Genomic DNA, 16,498 nt, shown 5'->3' on the forward strand with positions numbered 1-16,498 from the left:
TGTTCTTGCACCTTTCGAGTGGCGGGCGTTGCGATCAATCTAGCCGAACGGCACAAAGACAGTAATATTTCCTGTTGTTGGCGCTTGCTTACGGAATATTGTGGCGTACCTTTGCACTCATGACGCAGGTATTGCAGTCTCGCAGCCGCAGCAAGCACAACCGCGACGACCACGACCACGACGCGCAAGCCCAGCATGGCGTGACCATCGACGCGGCCAATGCCCGAGCCACCATCGGGCAGCACATGCTCGCCGACGGATTCGAGATGGTGCTCGACCTCGACGCCTCGCGCGGTTCCACCCTCGTCGACGCCCGCGACGGCACCGAGTACCTCGATCTGTTCACGTTCTTCGCATCCAATGCCTTGGGAATGAATCACCCTGCGCTGCGGGACGATCCGGCGTTCACAGCCGAGCTGCTTCGCGCGGCGCTCAACAAACCCAGCAACTCCGATATCTACACCGTCGAGATGGCCCGCTTCGTCGACACGTTCGCGCGGGTTCTCGGCGACGCTCGCCTGCCGCACCTGTTCTTCGTGGAGGGAGGTGCGCTGGCCGTCGAGAACGCACTGAAGGTCGCGTTCGACTGGAAGAGCCGATGGAACGAGCAACACGGCATCGACCCGTCCCTCGGCAGGCAGGTTATGCACCTCGAGCATGCGTTCCACGGCCGCTCGGGCTACACGATGTCGCTGACGAACACCGATCCGAACAAGGTGGCCCGCTTCCCGAAGTTCGATTGGCCGCGGATCCCGTCGCCGTACATCCGGGCGGGCGCCGACATGAACGCACTCGAGGCCGACGCCCTGGCAGCCGCGCGGCTCGCATTCGACACCAACCCACACGACATCGCCTGTGCGGTAGTCGAACCCATTCAGGGCGAGGGCGGCGACAACCACTTCCGTCCACAATTTCTGCAGCAGTTGCGCGACCTCAGCCACGAGTTCGACGCACTGTTCGTCGTCGACGAGGTGCAGACGGGAGCCGGGATGACGGGCACGGCGTGGGCGTTCCAGCAACTCGGCGTGGTGCCCGATGTGCTCGCATTCGGCAAGAAGGTGCACGTCTGCGGCGTGATGGCAGGGGGGCGCGTCGACGACATCGCCGACAACGTGTTCTCGGTGTCTTCCCGGATCAACTCGACGTGGGGCGGCAATCTCACCGACATGGTCCGCTCGCGGCGGATCCTCGAGGTGATCGAGTCGGAGCAGCTCATCGACCGGGCCGCAGTTCTCGGCGATCGGCTCCTGGCCCGGCTGCGCGACGTGGCAACCCGGTACGCCATCGTCACCGACGTACGCGGACGGGGCCTGATGTGCGCGTTCACGCTGCCCGAAGCAGCGATACGTGACCGTCTGATCGATGACCTTCGCGTCGACGAGCACGTTCTGGCGCTGGGGTGCGGCGCGAGCGCCGTGCGGTTCAGGCCGGCCCTGACGATCAGCGAAGCAGATCTTGACCGCGGCGTCGACGCCATCGAGCGGTGCCTGGCTCAGAACGCGTAGGTGCCCTCCGCCCACGCACGGTCGGCCGGCTGCTCGACGGCGTCCACAACCCGGCCGTCCTGAAAATAAGAGGAGTGGACGACTAGACCGGAGTCGACGGCCTCCTGCCACGCTGCGGTGGGGCCTTCGCCGAACCACCGCCAGGGCGTGATGTCGTCCATGATGACAACGGTGTCGGAAGTGGCCAGCGCGCGGAGGTCAGCGAGGTCGGATCGCGCCCCCTCCAGTGAGTGGTCCCCGTCGACGAAAATGACATCGAACCGCATCTCGGGGTTGCTGACGGCGAACTCTTTGATCGTGACGTGCGAGTCGCCCTGAATCAGGTGGTGGCGTGCGGGAAAGAGCTCGTCGATGTGCGCTTTCGCGGCCGTGCTGTAGGCGTAGCCGGCCAGATCGAACGAGTACACCACGGTGGACGGTGAGGCCGACAGAAAGGCCCAGCTGGAGTACCCGGCGTTGAAGCCGACCTCGCAGACCAGTTCGGTGCCGGGACGTGCTGCGAGCGACGCCAGGTAGTCGAGCTCGGCTTGGTCTGCTCCGTACTCGAACGGCTCCCCCGCCGTGACCGTCTTGTGCACCATGGCCTCGAGCTGCTGCAATCCCACTGGTCCTCCGATGATCGACGGTGCGAAGATGTCCGGCCGCAGATATCTTCCCTCCTTACGGCCGGCGGTAAACACGAGCGCAAGAACACAGGGGCCGATTTCGTCGACTATCGCGGTGCCCCGGTCTCTTGTAGAGTCCGTCTCGCCGAAGACCGACTGGTCTTTACGGGAAGTCCGGTCTTCATGGAAGGGACGCTGCCGTGCCGTATCTCGGTTTGCTCATCATGATTCTGTGGGTGTTCTGCCTCATCGACGTCGTCACCGCCGACGAGTCGGGCGTTCGCCACCTGCCCAAGATGGTGTGGCTGCTGTTCGTCGTGTTCATTCCGCTGGCGGGTTCACTGGTCTGGCTCATCGCGGGCCGACCCGTAGGCACCGGAATCTGGGGCGGTAGCGATGCCGGGCAGCGCAGCAACTCGGCGTTCCCCGAGTACGACGCGAAGCCCGGACGAGCCGTCGCCACCGATCCCGAAGCCGACGAGGAGTTCCTACGTCAGTGCCGTGCCCGCGCCGAAGAACAGCGTCTTCGCGCGAAAGGCGACTAGCCACTTACTGCGGTGGCGCAGATCAGCGCGTCGTCCGCTTCCGCCGGTACGTGATGCGCGGATAGCTACCCGTCTCGTCGAACTGCACATCGGCCTGTACCCGGTAGACGTCCTCGATGAGCTCCGCGGTGAGCACGTCCGACGGCGTCCCGACGGCAACCACCGCGCCATCGCGGAGCACGACGATGCGGTCGCAGAACATCGCGGCGAGGTTCAGGTCGTGCAGTGCGACGACACTGGTCAGCGGAAGCTCCGCCACCAGCGCCAGAATGTCGAGCTGATGCGCGATGTCCAGGTGATTGGTCGGCTCGTCGAGAAGTAGTTCGGTCGGCTCCTGCGCCAGCGCGCGAGCGATCTGCACGCGCTGCCGCTCCCCTCCGGACAGGGTGTGCCACATGCGGTGCGACCTCGACTCCATGCCGGTGTCGGCAAGTGCCTTGACGACCGCTCGATCGTCCGCGGCCGAGTCACCGCCGAGCATGCCCTGATGCGGGATGCGCCCCAACCGAACAACATCGACCACCGAAATATCGACCTCGGTGTTCGAGTGCTGGTCCACCATGGCCACCCGCCGGGCGATCTGTTTGCGCCGCATCGACGCGATCGGCGTCCCGTCCAACGTCACGGTTCCCTCGTCAGCGGTCACGATGCCCGCGAGGATCCGCAGCAGCGACGATTTCCCCGACCCGTTCGGGCCGATGAGACCCACCGTTTCGCCGACCACCGGCGCGACGTCGACGCCGCCGAGAATCACGTGCGATCCCCGCGACCAGCCAACACCCGAGGCCCGGATGGTCTGCTCGTCGAACACGGTTGCCTTGTTCGGCGCACTCACACTCATCGGGTCCTCCGCATCCTGAACAGAATCACTGCAAAGGCGGGGACGCCTATCATCGCCGTCACCACGCCGACCGGAATTTCCTGCGGCTCGAACACGGTGCGGGCGACGGCGTCGACCCAGACCATGAAGATCGCCCCGACCAGAACCGTCGTGGGCAGCAGCCGACGATGCCGAGCTCCGACGAGGAACCGCGCGGCATGCGGCAGGACGAGTCCGACGAAACCGATGGCCCCTGCCGCGCTGACGAGGGTGGCCGTGATCAGCGCGGTGATCACCAGCAGCAGTATCCGAATCCACTTGACCGACACACCGAGTGACGCCGCTGCGTCGTTGCCGAAGGTGAACGCGTCGAGCGCCGACGAGTACAGCAGACACACCGCGACGCCGACCGCGCAGACGATTCCGCAGATCACCACGTCAGCCCAGTCGGCGCCTGCCAGCGAACCCAGTAGCCAGAACAGGATTCCTCGCGTCTGCTCGGCATCGGCGGAGGAGATGACGATGAACGATGTCAGAGCCGAGAAGAGCTGCGTCCCAGCCACTCCGGCAAGGACGACGCGGTCCGTGCCACCGCCTGCGCCGGTCGCCAGAGCCATCACGAGGACGAACGACACCACGGCTCCGACGAACGCGCCCGTCGACAACGAGTACACGCCGCCGCCGATACCGAGCACCGCCACCAGAACGGCACCGGTCGAGGCACCGGAGGAGATGCCGAGAACGAACGGGTCGGCCAACGGGTTGCGGAGCAGCGACTGCATGATCGCGCCGCACAGGGCAAGACCCGCTCCGCACACCGCAGCCAGCAGCGTCCGGGGCAGCCGCAGTTCCCACACAATGCCGTTCTGGATCCGACTCACTCCGGAATCACCGAAACCCATGTGCGAGGCCAACACTCGGAACACGTCGAGCACCGACAGGTTCGCCGGGCCGATCGTCACCGCCGACGCGATCGACAACACCAGCAGTACGGATCCGACGAGCAGCAGCGGCAAGAGGAACGCGCGCCCAGTCGGTTCGACCTCCACTGCTGTTCGGGCGGTCAATTCTCCGAACCCCAACCCTGCAGCGCGGCAGCGACTTTCTCGACACCGTCGATGGTGCGAATCGACGGGTTGAGGTCCGCCCCGTTCACGACGATGTACCGCTCGGCGACGACGGCCGGCAGCTGCCGCGTCACCGCGTTGGTTTCGAGGAACTCGATCTTGCTGTCGAGAGCGTCACCGGCCAGGCTTCGACGGCTCAGATCGGCCAGCACGAGCGCCGTCGGATTGCGGTCGGCGACGGACTCCCAGCCGACCTGAGGCCACTCGTCGATCGTGTCGGAGTAGACGTTGCTCGCACCGACGGAGCCCGCGATGATTCCGGACGCGCCGCAGCACCCCGCCATGTAGGGCGTCGCGGTATCGGCGAACCAGAACGCCAGCGACGTGCCCGACGCGTCGACCGTGTTCGACGCGGCCTCGAAGCGGTCCTGCAGTTCGGCGACGAATGTCTCGCCGCGGTCTCTGACGTCGAAGATCGCCGCAAGGTCGCGGACCTCCTGGTAGACGGTCTCGATCTTCAGCGGCTCGGTGCGGGCGCCGTCGGCGTTGACGCTCTCGTCGGTCTTGCCGATGCAATCCGTCGGAGACAGGTAGCTCGGAACGCCGAGTTGCTCGAACTGCGACCGTTCGGCGACGCCACCGGGTCCGAGCGTCCCGCCGAAGGAAGCCGACACGAAATCGGGCTCGGCGTCGAGAACCACCTCGAGCGACGGCTTGTTGTCCGCGAGCCGCGGCACCGTGTCGTTGGCGGCCGCCAGATTTTGCCGAACCGGGTCCGTCCACGTCGCGGTTCCGACCATCCGGTCGGCCAACCCGAGGCTCAGCAGGATCTCGGTGGAGCCCTGATTGAGGGACACCGCGCGCTGCGGGGGCGCGTCGACGACGACATCTCGTCCGCAATTGTCGAGGGTCAAGGGATAACCCGAATCGCCCGCGCGGGCGGCAGGCCCTGCATCGGTGACATCAGAAGCATCGGTGACACCAGAAGGACTGTTGGCCGACGAACACCCGGCGAGTAATCCGGCGGTCAGCAGAACAGCCGTTGCTACAGCGGTAGGCGATGAGGGATAACGAAAGGTCATGACGTGACGGCGACTTCCTGCTAGGGGCTCGTGTCGCGGAGCCTGGAGGGGAGTACACGCGAGGAGCAAGCGATCGGACTTCCACCCAGCCGAGCGTGGTCACCGTTGCGCGTCAGTCCCGGAATCTCACCGGGTTCCCTTGCACCTCACATCGGCCGCAGGTACGGCCTCGGCCGACCCTATCCTGCCGCCGATGTGTACAGTGACCCGACATGTACGCAGGTTCGACGGTCAACCCCGCAGCAGGATCATGGTGGTGGCGCTTCTAGGCGCCCACGCTTCGCGTATATCCATCCGTGGCCGCCTTTCGAGGTGGCCATTTTTCATGCCCGAACCACCTCGGAAGAAAGCCCACGCTTCCCGAGAGGTTCTTTCATGCACGAGTTATCGACAGAGCTGCTGCGCAAGGTCGTCGCAGGTACCGAGCCGTTTGCCCTGCTGAGCCGCGGCGGCCTCGATGATGGGACCGGCGGCCGCCTCGATGATGGCGTCGACGTGCTCGTCGGAGACATCGTCTCCGTCGACACGCTCGGTGATATCCCGCTCGATCCGAGCAGGGACGGCCCCGACGTACTTGCGCTGGTCCCGTTTCGCCAAATTCAGGAACGCGGGTTCGTGTGCCACGACGACGACGCGCCCCTCCAATGCCTGCGAGTGCGCGAGCATGCCCGCGTCACCATCGACGACGTACTGGCCGTTCTGATCACTGCCGATCTGGTCACTGCCGATCGGTCCCCGACCCTCGAGATGACCGGTGGGCGTTTCGAACCGGACGACGACGCCTACTCGTCCATCGTTTCCCGTGTTCTCGCCGACGAGATCGGCACCGGCGCCGGCGCGAACTTCGTCATCCGACGGGATTTTCGAGCGCAGCTGACCGACGATCTGAACAGCGGCCTCGAAATCTTCCGCCGCCTGCTCGACGGCGAATCGGGGGCCTACTGGACCTTTTTCGTGCACACGCCATCGGTCACGCTCGTCGGTGCGACGCCGGAGCGCCACGTCGGCTTCGACGGCACGTCGGCGGTCATGAACCCCATCAGCGGCACCTACCGACATCCCGTCGAGGGCCCGTCGACCGCGGGTCTGCTCGAATTCCTCGGTGACGCGAAGGAGAACGCCGAACTGTTCATGGTGGTCGACGAGGAGTTGAAGATGATGAGCCGCGTCTGCGCGGAGGGTGGACGCGTGATCGGTCCGCGCCTGAAGCAGATGGGCCACCTCACGCACACCGAGTACGAACTGGTGGGCCGCACCGACCTCGATCCGCGCGACATCCTCCGCGAGACGATGTTCGCCCCGACGGTCACCGGATCGCCGATCGAGAACGCAGCTCGCGTCATCGCGCGGTACGAAACGTCCGGCCGGGGCTACTACTCGGGCGTTCTCGCGCTGTTCGAGGGTGCCGCAGGCGTCAGTACCGTCGACGCACCGATCCTGATCCGCACCTGCGAGATATCGCCGACCGGGGAGTTGAAGATCTCGGCCGGCGCCACGCTGGTGCGCAACTCTGTCCCCGCTCACGAGGTTGCGGAGACCCGATCGAAACTCGGCGGCGTTTTGGCCGCCCTCGGCGTCGAACCGCCGCGACCGCGCGCAGCCGATGCGGTTCGGCTGGCGGAGCAGCCAGGCGTCGAAGAAGCGCTGACTCGTCGTAACGCGAATTTGGCGTCGTTCTGGCTCGACGAGCAACCGCTTGTCGTGTTGCCGCACGCGATCGGCAAGTCTGCCGTGGTGGTGGATTTCGAGGATCAGTGGACGGCCATGCTCGCTCACCAACTCCGGCATCTCGGCATGGATGTCTCCGTCGTCCGCTGGGAGAACTACCCGGGCACCGACGCCGACCTGCTGGTGTGCGGGCCCGGCCCGGGTGATCCGCGTCAGCGCACGTCGGAGGGACACGGTGTCGACCCGCGCATCGCAGCGGTCGAAGCAGCGCTGCAACAACGGTTGTCGACGGGTCGGCCGCTACTAGCGGTGTGCCTGAGCCACCAAGTTCTGGCCCGCATGCTCGGCCTGGAGATCGCCGCGCTCCCTCGTCCGAACCAGGGAGTGCAGAAGGTCGCCGACGTCTTCGGCAAGCAGCGGACCGTGGGCTTCTACAACACGTTCTTCGCGAAGGCAGGGGCCGTCCCGAATCTCGAGATGTCCGGGCTCGAGATATCGGCGGACGGCGACGAGATCAACGCCCTGCGAGGCCCGGGATTCGAGTCCGTGCAGTTCCATCCGGAATCCGTGCTCTCCGCCGACGGCATCGACATCCTGGGCGACGTCGTGGATCGTTTGCTGCAGCCGGTTCGGGTCGCCGAGTAGATCCCGACGCTGCGCACACCGCGCTAGGCAACCCCTGCGCGCTACGAAACCACTGCCGCTACGCGTTCCTTCCGACGATGTGACGGGAACGCGCTGCGGGAGAGGACGACCGTCAGCAGCGCAGCAGCTACGAGCCCGGCGGCGACGAGGGTGACCACGGCGATGTTGCTGCGGTCGATGACCACTCCGCCGACCAGCGCACCGGTGGCGATGGCGATCTGGAACGCGACGACGTAGATGGCCGACGCTCGGTCCGGGTCTGCCCGCGGTGTCCCCAGCACGGACGATTGCAGGCAGACCGGCACGGTCGTGAACGCGAGTCCCCACAGCGCTATTGCGAACACTGCAAGCAAGGCGAGCGAACCCGGCGCGGACTGCACGGTGGTCCACAGAACGAGTAGTGCAGCCGTCACCGCGCTCAGCGCACCGATGGTCGATCGGCGTGGCCAGCGGTCGAAGGTCTTGCCGACGGCCCAAATGCCGATGACGCCGAACAGCCCGTAGAGCAGCAGCATCAGGGTCAGCGTCGTGCCCATCGAACCGAGCCCACGGTCGACCAGCAGGGAGAAGTAGGTGTACGCGATGAAGTGGCCGAGCACCGCGAGGAACGTGGCGACGCAGATCATCAGCAGCGGCCGATCGAGCGTTTTCTCCTTCGACGTGCCGGTGGTCTCCGTCCGCTCGGTGGTCTCGGTCTTCATTGCCGGCAACGTGAACCAGAGCGTCAGAGCAATTGCGCCCGCGACCAGCCCGATGGCGGTGGCCGCCGTTCGCCACCCGAGCCACTGGCCCAGTGCGGCGGACAACGGGTTGCCCGCAACGAGTGCGAGCGAGGTACCGGCATAGACCGTCGCGATGGCCTTTCCCTGCTTACCCGGTGCAGCGAGCGAGGCTGCGACCGGCGCGACAACCGCCCAGAAGACCCCGTGCGTCGCCGCGCAGATCATCCGCGCGAGAACGAGCATCGGATACCCGACCGCCAATGCGGAGATCAGCTGAGACAGCGCCAGAGCAGCCACCGTCACCACCACGACGGTGCGCCGAGGCCAACGCCGTACGAACGTGATGAGCGGCAGCGTCATCACCGCCACGCCGTAGGCATAGAAGGTAAGGAGCAATCCGATGCTCGATTCGCTGACGCCGAGGTCGGTGGAGATCTCCGGCAGCAGGCCGACGGGCAACGTCTCCGCCGTCACGTAGGCGAACGCAGCTGCCGCGAGCACGACGAGGCGAAGCGTCTTCAGGGTGGAAACTCCGACGACAGGCACGGTGTGTATCGTTACACAAAGCCCCCGCCGACGCTAGTGTAGGCACATGAGCACCCGCCCGACCATGGCCGATGTAGCAGCCGCCGCGGGCGTCTCCACGATGAGCGTCTCGTACACCTACAACCAGCCGACGCGGGTGTCCGCGGCCACGAAGGAACGCATCCTCGCCGCCGCGACCGAGCTCGGATACAGCGGCCCCAACCGCGCCGCACGATCGCTACGCAGCGGAAAGACCAACAACATCGGCGTCGTCCTCACCGAGAAGCTCACGTACTCCTTCGACAACGCGCAGGCCCGCGCCTTCCTCTCCGGCATCGCCGAGGCGTGCCTCGATACCGACAGCGGGCTCGTCCTGCTGCCCAACTCGCACATGGGCGTCGACCTCGACCGGATCCGCGACGCCCACGTCGACGGGTTCGTGCTGTGGACCACCGTCGTCGACGACCCCGTGCTCGACATCGCCGTCGGAACCGGCAAACCGATCTGCATCCAAGGCGGACCGCAGCACCCCGGCACCCAACTCATCGGCATCGACGACGCCGAGGCAGCACATGCCATAGCGACGGTCGGCCTCCGCGGCGCCGTTGCGCCGGCCGTGCTCAGCTTCCCGCGCGACCGCGGACGAGTCGCCGAGATCGTCCACGGACCCGACCCCGACGCCGCAACCTTCCCCGTTACCCGCGCGCGCCTGGCGGGTTACCGGCGAGCCGCCGTCGACGCCGGGTTCGAGTGGTCTGCCGTGCCGGTGGCCTTCGTCTCCGTCAACGATCGCGGCGAGGGCGCTACAGCAGCACGAACGCTGCTCGACGAGCACCGCGTCGACACCATCCTGTGTACGAGCGACGACCTGGCCCTGGGTGTTCTGGATGTGACGAGCGTTCTGGATGTGACGAACGTTCTGGATGTGACGAGCGTTCTGGATGTGACGGGCGGGCTCGGCAGGCCGGGCAGGGTGGCTGTGACTGGGTGGGACGATTCGGCTGCTGCCGAGGCCGCGGGCCTGACCACCGTTGCACAATCGCTGTTCGACCAGGGTCGCGATGCCGCGCGGTGGGTGCTCGGCACGCTGAACACGTTGCCCGAGGCTCAGTGGTCGCTCAGCGTCCGCGGCTCGACACGCCGGCCGGACGAAACAAGTCTCGCTCCCCGTTTCTAGCGCCAAAGCATACTTTCGGGTTATTGTTTGCGAGGCCGACCGGCCACAGGGGGGGGAGCATGAGCCAAGAGCTGTCGATGTCCCGCCCTGTCACAGAAGATCCGTTCACCGCGCCAAACGCTGTGCTGGGGGCCGCCTCGGACGCTCTCGTTCTGGTGGACGACTTGATCGACCGCACCGACGAACTCGCGCAGACGATGCTCGACGCCGTCCCGGCCGGCACCGTAGTTCTCGACTTCGACGGCACCATCACCCTGGTCAATCAGGTGTGGGCCGCCTTTTGGCTCGAGCAACCCCATGGCGAACACTGGGCACCGGGCAGCAACTACCTCGAGCGGTGCTCTGTCGCGGCGGAGCACGGCAGCCGCACCGCCGCCTCCGTGATCACCGGGTTGCAGTCCATCATGGACGGCGCCGAGAAGGTCTTTGCTCACGAATACAACTACGCGCACCGCAAGTTCCAGCTCCGCGCTACGCGTCTGTCCGACGGCGGCGGCATCTACGTTTCGCACACCGACGTCACCGCAGTCGAGGCCGACCGCGTCGACCCGCTCACCGGGTTACCGAACCGCGAGGAAATCGAAGCGCTGCTCGGCCGCGCGCTTGCCATCCGCAGCGGAGACGACGAGGTCAGCGTTCTGCTCGTCGACATCGACGGGTTCAAGGAATTCAACGACGCACTCGGTCCGACGCAGGGTGACGTTCTGCTGCGGCTCGTTGCCGATCGACTCGCTGCATCCACCAGGCCCACCGACACCCTCGGCCGCTTGACCGGCGACGAGTTCGTCGTCATCGCCCGGGGTTGCCCTGCCGTCGCCGCCCGCGCGCTGGCCGCCGGCTTCTCCAGCATCCTCGAACCGTCCTTCGAGCTGAACGACCGGCACCTCACCATCACGGCGAGCGTCGGGGTCGCCACGTCCGACAGCACTACCGACAGCACTTCCGGCAACAGGGCCACTAGCAGCGCCACCACGGCTGACGCCGTGCAGCTGATTCACGATGCCGCCACCGCGATGCACGCGGCAAAATCGCTCGGCCGCAACAGTCACCAGGTGTACTCGGACGATCTTCGCGACAACAACCGGGTTCGACTCGAACTCGTCGAACGCCTACGCGGCGTCGCCATGGCGGGCGATGAATTGCGCATGGTGTATCAGCCCATCGTCGAACTGGCGACGGGTGCCACCATCGGCGCCGAGGCGCTCATCCGTTGGCAACACCCCGAACTGGGTCTGCTCATGCCGGACAGCTTCATCGCCCTGGCCGAGGACGCAGACCTCATCGTCCCGCTCAGCAACTGGGTCCTCACCGAGGTCGGAGGCACCCTCGCCGCCTGGCAGCGACTCGGACTGCACGTGCAGGTAGGCGTCAACGTCAGCCCGCTGCACTTCGCCGCGGGCACCCTCGCCGCCGACGTCAATGCCATCGTCGACTCCCTCGGCATCGAACCCGGCCGGCTCGTCCTCGAACTGGCCGAATCGAAATCCCTGCACGATATCGACGCCGTCTACTACGAGCTGATGGACGTACGACGCCGCGGATCGCTGGTCGCCATCGACGATTTCGGTTCCGGGTTCTCCTCGCTCGAGCGCCTCGCCACGCTGCCCGTGGACATCCTCAAGATCGACAAGTCGCTCACCCAGCACCTCGACAGCCGCGACCTCCAACGCCGCCGCGCGATGACCGCACTCTGCGCAGCAGTCGTCGAAGTTGCCCACGACCTCGGCAAGGACACCGTCGTCGAAGGCATCGAAACCCGCGAGCAACTCGCATCGTGTGTCGACATGGGCGTCACCTTCGGGCAGGGTCACCTGTTGGGCCGGCCGATGACCGCGGCCGAGTTCGAAGCTGTACTTCTACAGAACGGCGCACACAGCGCAACCGCATGACGCGAGAAACGAAGGCACCTGTGGAAGCTCGGAACGCATGAAGATCGACGACGAGAAGGCGCGCTTCGTCGGCGCTCGTCGAGCCCTGCTGTCCACCGTAAACCCGGATGGCACACCGCATCTGGTACCCATCGTCTTCGCCGCGGTGAAAGACACTCTCGTGAGCGCAATCGACTGGAAACCGAAAAGCACTCGCCAATTGAAGCGGCTCGAAAACATTCGCGCCGACCCGGCCGTCAGCCTCATCGTCGACAATTACGACGAGAACTGGGACGACCTCTGGTGGGTCCGCGCCGACGGTTCGGCTCGGGTGATCGATGCCGACAGCGACGACGGCGCCGCTGCCATCGACGCCCTCGTCGCGAAATACGAGCAGTACTCCGCAGCCGCGCCGCAGGGACCCGTCATCGTGATCGGCAAGCTCAGTTGGCGGTCCTGGCGCGCGTCGTAACGCACTGCACCCTCCCGCGTTCTGGGTGCGAACAGCCTCATCGCGTCGAACCAAGCCCTTGCGCGGAGACTTGCTGATCCTTAAAGTGATCGTCGTTCACAAATCACTTGGGCAAGCCTAACCTGTGGTGAATCGCCGATCCGAAGGAACCCATGACGACGACATCGCTCGCCGACCCCGCACTGGAATCAGACAGGGCCGTCGATCACAGAGATGATCAGAAGGCCGGCGCTCGCGCGTTGAAGGACCTGATGCGGCCCGTGTCCGGCCGGATTCTTCTCGGCCGGACGCTCGCCGCGCTCAGCGGCGGACTGGCGGTGGTTCCCTACATCGCGCTGGTCAATATCGGCGTCGTGTTGTTGGACGCGTTCAGCGCGGGCACCGCGGTCGACGGGGACGACGTCGATCGCTGGATCACCATTCTCCTGGCAACCTTCGGGTTACGCCTGCTGTGCTATCTCGTGGCGTTGGTCGTCACCCACTTCGCAGACATCGACCTCGGACACTCGATTCAACTACGGTTGGTGAAGCGCTTCGCACGCGTGCCGCTGGCCTGGTTCACATCTACGAATTCCGGGCGTGTCCGAAAAGCGTTGCAGGACGACATCGGAACGATTCACCATCTCATCGCGCATCAACCCGTGGACGGCACCAACGCTGTCGTGATGCCGGTCGCGTTGATGGTCTACGCCTTCGTGATCGATTGGCGACTCGGCTTGTTGTCGATTGCGACCATTCCGCTGTACGCCGTGGCCGTAAGCATGTCGATGCGCGGAATGGGCGAGAAAACCGTCGAAATGGACAAGCGACTGTCTACCGTTTCGGCTCGCATGGTCGAGTTCGTGACCGGTATCTCGGTGGTCAAGGCATTCGGGCGGGTCGGCCGCGCTCACGGCGCCTATCAACGATCCGCCACCGAGTTCTACGAGTTCTACCTGGCATGGGTCACACCGCTGATTCGTGTCTCGTCCCTGGGGACATCGATTCTCGCCGTGCCGTTGCTGCTGCTCGTCAACGTCGGCGGCGGAGCGGTGCTCGTTCATCGTGGCGTCGTCGGTACCGCGGACGTGTTGGCCACGTCCCTCATTGCGCTACTTGTTCCGTATGCGATCGAAACGTTGATGAGTTCGATGTGGGCGTCGCAGATGGCCGGCGCTTCAGCGCTGCGACTCGTCGACCTTGTGAACACTCCGATACTGCCGACAGCGACGCGCACTACCGAAATACATTCACACGACGTAACTTTCGACCACGTCTGTTACTCGTATGCGGCCGGGCCGAATGCCGCCCTCGCGGTCGACGACATCGACTTCACGCTCCCGCAGGGGACCGTGACAGCTCTCATCGGGCCGTCGGGCTCGGGCAAGTCAACCATCGCCACGTTGCTCGCTCGGTTCGACGACCCGCGTTCGGGGACCATCCGCATCGGCGGCGTCTCGATTGCCGAGATGCCCGATTTGTACTCGCACGTCGGTTTCGTTCTCCAGGACCCGCAGCTGCTCGGCATCAGTCTTCGGGACAACATCACGCTGGGACGGCCAGGCGCGAGCGAGACCGACGTCCGGAATGCCGCGGCGGCCGCGGAGGTTCTCGACGAAATCGATGCTCTACCTGCAGGGTTCGATACCGTCTACGGCGCTGACTCCGGGTTGTCGGGTGGTCAGGCTCAGCGCGTCGCAATTGCCCGAGCGCTGTTGATCGATGCACCTATTCTCGTCCTCGACGAGGCCACGGCAATGACCGATCCCGAATCCGAGCATCGAATTCAACAGGCGCTGTCCCGTCTCGTACGCGGCAAGACAGTGCTGGTGATTGCGCACCGGCCCGAGGTCATCAAGGGGGTCGATCAGATCATCGTCATCGACTCCGGCCGAGTGACCGCTATCGGTACCCACGAGGAGCTGCGAGATGTCGCTGCGTATCAACGTCTGTGGCAGAAGACCGGCGCGCCGGCGCGGCTTGCTGCCGATACCTCAGCCGCTCCCCTGCGACCGACAGGAGTCGAATCATGACCCCGCCCCGTGTAACCCCGCCTCGCGTTACCCTGCCCCTTGTCGACATCGTGCCCAGGATGGGGCGGATGGTGTCGGACCCGAAGAAGCTGAGACCGGCAATCATCGCCAGTGTCGCCGTGGGTTCGGTGGAAGGTTTCGCGCTCGCCGCTCTGCTGCCCACGATCGGTGCGCTGGCGCAGGGCGCGCCGGTGTGGGGATTGGGTCTTGCTGGATGGCTGTGGATACTCGCTGGTCTCTCGGTTCTCGGCTTCGCGCTGAACTATTGGGCCGATCGGGCCAACTATGCGGTCGCGCTCGACTTTCTGCTGAGCATCCACCGGTTGGTGGGCGATCAGGTTGCCAAGCAGCCGCTGGGCTGGTTCGCCCGCCCACTGGCGGGCGCGCTGTCACGAATGGTGTCGGCAGAGCTGATGACCGCAGGTGAGATTTTCGCGCACATGTTCAAACCGCTCGTCTCACGCACTGTCGCAGCGGGAATCATCATCGTCGCGGCCTGGATCTGGAATCCCTGGCTGGGGCTGGTTCTCACCATCGCGGTGCCGGTGTTCGTGTGCATCACCTTGGTATCGACGTCGATGATGCGTCAAGGCAGGGCAATTCACGAACCGAAAGAAGCGAGTCTCGCGAACCGTGTGGTCGAATACGCGCAGTGCCAGGGCGCCATCCGCTCCTGCGACCGTAGCGACGACTACCCGCCCCTGCACCGGGCTCTCGACGACGCATACCGGGCCAAAAAAAGAGGGCTACGGCTCGAGACGATCGGCCTGCTGCTCAGTGGCATGGTGACCCAGGGAGTCGTCGTTGCCTTGATCACCGTCACCGGAACACTCGCCGTCGACGGATCTTTGGAGCCGATCCCGGCCCTGGCGTTCATCGGCCTGGCACTTCGTTTCAGTTCCCTACTGTCGGCCATCACCGAAAGTGCGATGGGACTGGAATCTCGGCGTCCGCTGCTCGACAATCTCGACGAGGTACTCACCGCCGAGGCTCTGCCCGAGCCGGATGCGCCACGGGAGCTCCCCGCGCCCGGCACCGTGGAACTGAAAGGAGTCACTTTCTCCTACCCGTCCGCCGAGACGCCGGTGTTGCAGAACGTGTCACTGTCGGTTCCTGCCGGAACGATGGTCGCGCTGGTCGGGCCGTCGGGCAGTGGCAAGACGACCGTCGCACGCCTCATCGGTCGCTTTTACGACGTCGACGAGGGAAGTGTTCTCGTCGGAGGGCTACCGGTCACCGAGCAGACGACCGAACAGTTGATGGCACAGCTGTCCATGGTGTTTCAGGACGTGTACCTCTTCGACGACACGCTCGAGGCCAACGTCGCGGTTGGTAGAAGCGGCGCGATTGAGAAAGAAGTTCGCGAGGCAGCCGACATCGCAGGCGTCACCGAAATCGCAGAACGTCTACCCGATGGGTGGAAGACCCAGGTCGGCGAAGGCGGCCGCGGCCTCTCCGGGGGCGAGCGTCAACGAGTGGCGATTGCGCGCGCGCTGTTGAAGAAAGCGCCCATCGTTCTGCTCGACGAGGCAACCTCTGCCCTTGACGTCGAGAACGAAGCTAACATCGTTTCTGCTGTGGAGCGGCTGCGCGCGCAGGCGACGGTCGTCATCGTCGCCCACCGCCTGTCGACGATCGAGGGCGCAGACATGATCGTCGCCCTCGATGCGAACTGCGGGATAGAGGCGCAGGGGACACACGACGAGCTATTGGCCGGCGGCGGTACCTATGCCCAATTCTGGCACCGCCTCGAGAGTGCGCAGGGGTGGCAATTGACGAACTAGC

The 16,498-nt window shown here is 65.3% G+C and carries 13 protein-coding genes; 8 read left to right on the forward strand and 5 right to left on the reverse strand.

Annotated features, from left to right (window positions below; genetic code table 11):
- Positions 1-119: 119 nt before the first annotated feature.
- Complete coding sequence (gene lat / locus WBQ44_RS11245) at positions 120-1,505, forward strand: L-lysine 6-transaminase (protein WP_495566770.1); 1,386 nt, start codon at positions 120-122, stop codon at positions 1,503-1,505.
- Here lat and WBQ44_RS11250 read toward each other — a convergent pair.
- Positions 1,493-2,185: a class I SAM-dependent methyltransferase gene (locus WBQ44_RS11250; protein WP_495566771.1), complete on the reverse strand. Its 693-nt coding sequence runs from the start codon at positions 2,183-2,185 to the stop codon at positions 1,493-1,495. The two genes, lat and WBQ44_RS11250, sit on opposite strands and share 13 nt — an antisense overlap.
- A 125-nt stretch (positions 2,186-2,310) precedes the next feature.
- On the opposite strand from WBQ44_RS11250, the gene WBQ44_RS11255 reads away from it, so the two are divergent.
- Positions 2,311-2,655 (forward strand): PLD nuclease N-terminal domain-containing protein, encoded by a 345-nt coding sequence (locus WBQ44_RS11255; protein ID WP_495566772.1) that lies wholly within the window; start codon positions 2,311-2,313, stop codon positions 2,653-2,655.
- Between the two features lie 22 nt (positions 2,656-2,677).
- On the opposite strand, the gene WBQ44_RS11260 is transcribed toward WBQ44_RS11255, so the two are convergent.
- The 3 genes from WBQ44_RS11260 to WBQ44_RS11270 are packed head-to-tail and all read right to left on the reverse strand — an operon-like array spanning position 2,678 to position 5,624.
- A complete protein-coding gene (locus WBQ44_RS11260; protein WP_495566773.1) occupies positions 2,678-3,496 on the reverse strand; it encodes an ABC transporter ATP-binding protein in 819 nt (272 codons plus the stop codon).
- Entirely contained in the window at positions 3,493-4,542 is a 1,050-nt protein-coding gene (locus WBQ44_RS11265; protein ID WP_495566774.1) for a FecCD family ABC transporter permease, read from the reverse strand. The genes WBQ44_RS11260 and WBQ44_RS11265 overlap by 4 nt, the downstream gene beginning before the upstream one ends.
- Positions 4,539-5,624, reverse strand: coding sequence for an ABC transporter substrate-binding protein (locus WBQ44_RS11270; protein WP_495566775.1), 1,086 nt, complete (start codon positions 5,622-5,624; stop codon positions 4,539-4,541). Before WBQ44_RS11270 ends, WBQ44_RS11265 begins: the two co-directional genes overlap by 4 nt.
- Before the next feature lie 375 nt (positions 5,625-5,999).
- Here WBQ44_RS11270 and WBQ44_RS11275 point away from each other — a divergent pair, with 375 nt between their 5' ends.
- Positions 6,000-7,937 carry a chorismate-binding protein gene (locus tag WBQ44_RS11275; RefSeq protein ID WP_495566776.1) on the forward strand — a complete coding sequence of 646 codons (1,938 nt, stop codon included), beginning with the start codon at positions 6,000-6,002 and terminating at the stop codon, positions 7,935-7,937.
- A gap of 41 nt (positions 7,938-7,978) precedes the next feature.
- On the opposite strand, the gene WBQ44_RS11280 is transcribed toward WBQ44_RS11275, so the two are convergent.
- A complete protein-coding gene (locus tag WBQ44_RS11280) occupies positions 7,979-9,205 on the reverse strand; it encodes an MFS transporter (RefSeq protein ID WP_495566777.1) in 1,227 nt (408 codons plus the stop codon).
- A gap of 46 nt (positions 9,206-9,251) precedes the next feature.
- Between WBQ44_RS11280 and WBQ44_RS11285 the strand changes: the two genes are divergently transcribed.
- The 5 genes from WBQ44_RS11285 (at position 9,252) to WBQ44_RS11305 (ending at position 16,497) form a co-directional block, all read left to right on the forward strand.
- Complete coding sequence (locus WBQ44_RS11285; protein WP_495566778.1) at positions 9,252-10,361, forward strand: LacI family DNA-binding transcriptional regulator; 1,110 nt, start codon at positions 9,252-9,254, stop codon at positions 10,359-10,361.
- Between the two features lie 59 nt (positions 10,362-10,420).
- Positions 10,421-12,250: a putative bifunctional diguanylate cyclase/phosphodiesterase gene (locus WBQ44_RS11290; RefSeq protein WP_495566779.1), complete on the forward strand. Its 1,830-nt coding sequence runs from the start codon at positions 10,421-10,423 to the stop codon at positions 12,248-12,250.
- Positions 12,251-12,287: 37 nt separating this feature from the next.
- On the forward strand, positions 12,288-12,701 hold the full coding sequence (locus WBQ44_RS11295; protein WP_495566780.1) for a TIGR03668 family PPOX class F420-dependent oxidoreductase: 414 nt from the start codon (positions 12,288-12,290) through the stop codon (positions 12,699-12,701).
- 152 nt (positions 12,702-12,853) lie between these two features.
- On the forward strand, positions 12,854-14,713 hold the full coding sequence (locus tag WBQ44_RS11300; RefSeq protein ID WP_495566781.1) for an ABC transporter ATP-binding protein: 1,860 nt from the start codon (positions 12,854-12,856) through the stop codon (positions 14,711-14,713).
- A complete protein-coding gene (locus WBQ44_RS11305; protein WP_495566782.1) occupies positions 14,710-16,497 on the forward strand; it encodes an ABC transporter ATP-binding protein in 1,788 nt (595 codons plus the stop codon). Before WBQ44_RS11300 ends, WBQ44_RS11305 begins: the two co-directional genes overlap by 4 nt.
- Position 16,498 lies beyond the last annotated feature (1 nt).

The organism is Rhodococcus sp. (in: high G+C Gram-positive bacteria), assembly GCF_049591685.1.
In the GTDB taxonomy this organism is placed as follows: domain Bacteria; phylum Actinomycetota; class Actinomycetes; order Mycobacteriales; family Mycobacteriaceae; genus Rhodococcoides.

Coding starts and splice junctions, on each gene's coding strand:
- WBQ44_RS11275 (WP_495566776.1), top strand. CDS start 6,000: ATGCACGAGTTATCGACAGAGCTGCTGCGCAAGGTCGTCGCAGGTACC.
- WBQ44_RS11295 (WP_495566780.1), top strand. CDS start 12,288: ATGAAGATCGACGACGAGAAGGCGCGCTTCGTCGGCGCTCGTCGAGCC.
- WBQ44_RS11290 (WP_495566779.1), top strand. CDS start 10,421: ATGAGCCAAGAGCTGTCGATGTCCCGCCCTGTCACAGAAGATCCGTTC.
- WBQ44_RS11305 (WP_495566782.1), top strand. CDS start 14,710: ATGACCCCGCCCCGTGTAACCCCGCCTCGCGTTACCCTGCCCCTTGTC.
- WBQ44_RS11260 (WP_495566773.1), bottom strand. CDS start 3,496: ATGAGTGTGAGTGCGCCGAACAAGGCAACCGTGTTCGACGAGCAGACC.
- WBQ44_RS11285 (WP_495566778.1), top strand. CDS start 9,252: ATGAGCACCCGCCCGACCATGGCCGATGTAGCAGCCGCCGCGGGCGTC.
- WBQ44_RS11270 (WP_495566775.1), bottom strand. CDS start 5,624: ATGACCTTTCGTTATCCCTCATCGCCTACCGCTGTAGCAACGGCTGTT.
- lat (WP_495566770.1), top strand. CDS start 120: ATGACGCAGGTATTGCAGTCTCGCAGCCGCAGCAAGCACAACCGCGAC.
- WBQ44_RS11300 (WP_495566781.1), top strand. CDS start 12,854: ATGACGACGACATCGCTCGCCGACCCCGCACTGGAATCAGACAGGGCC.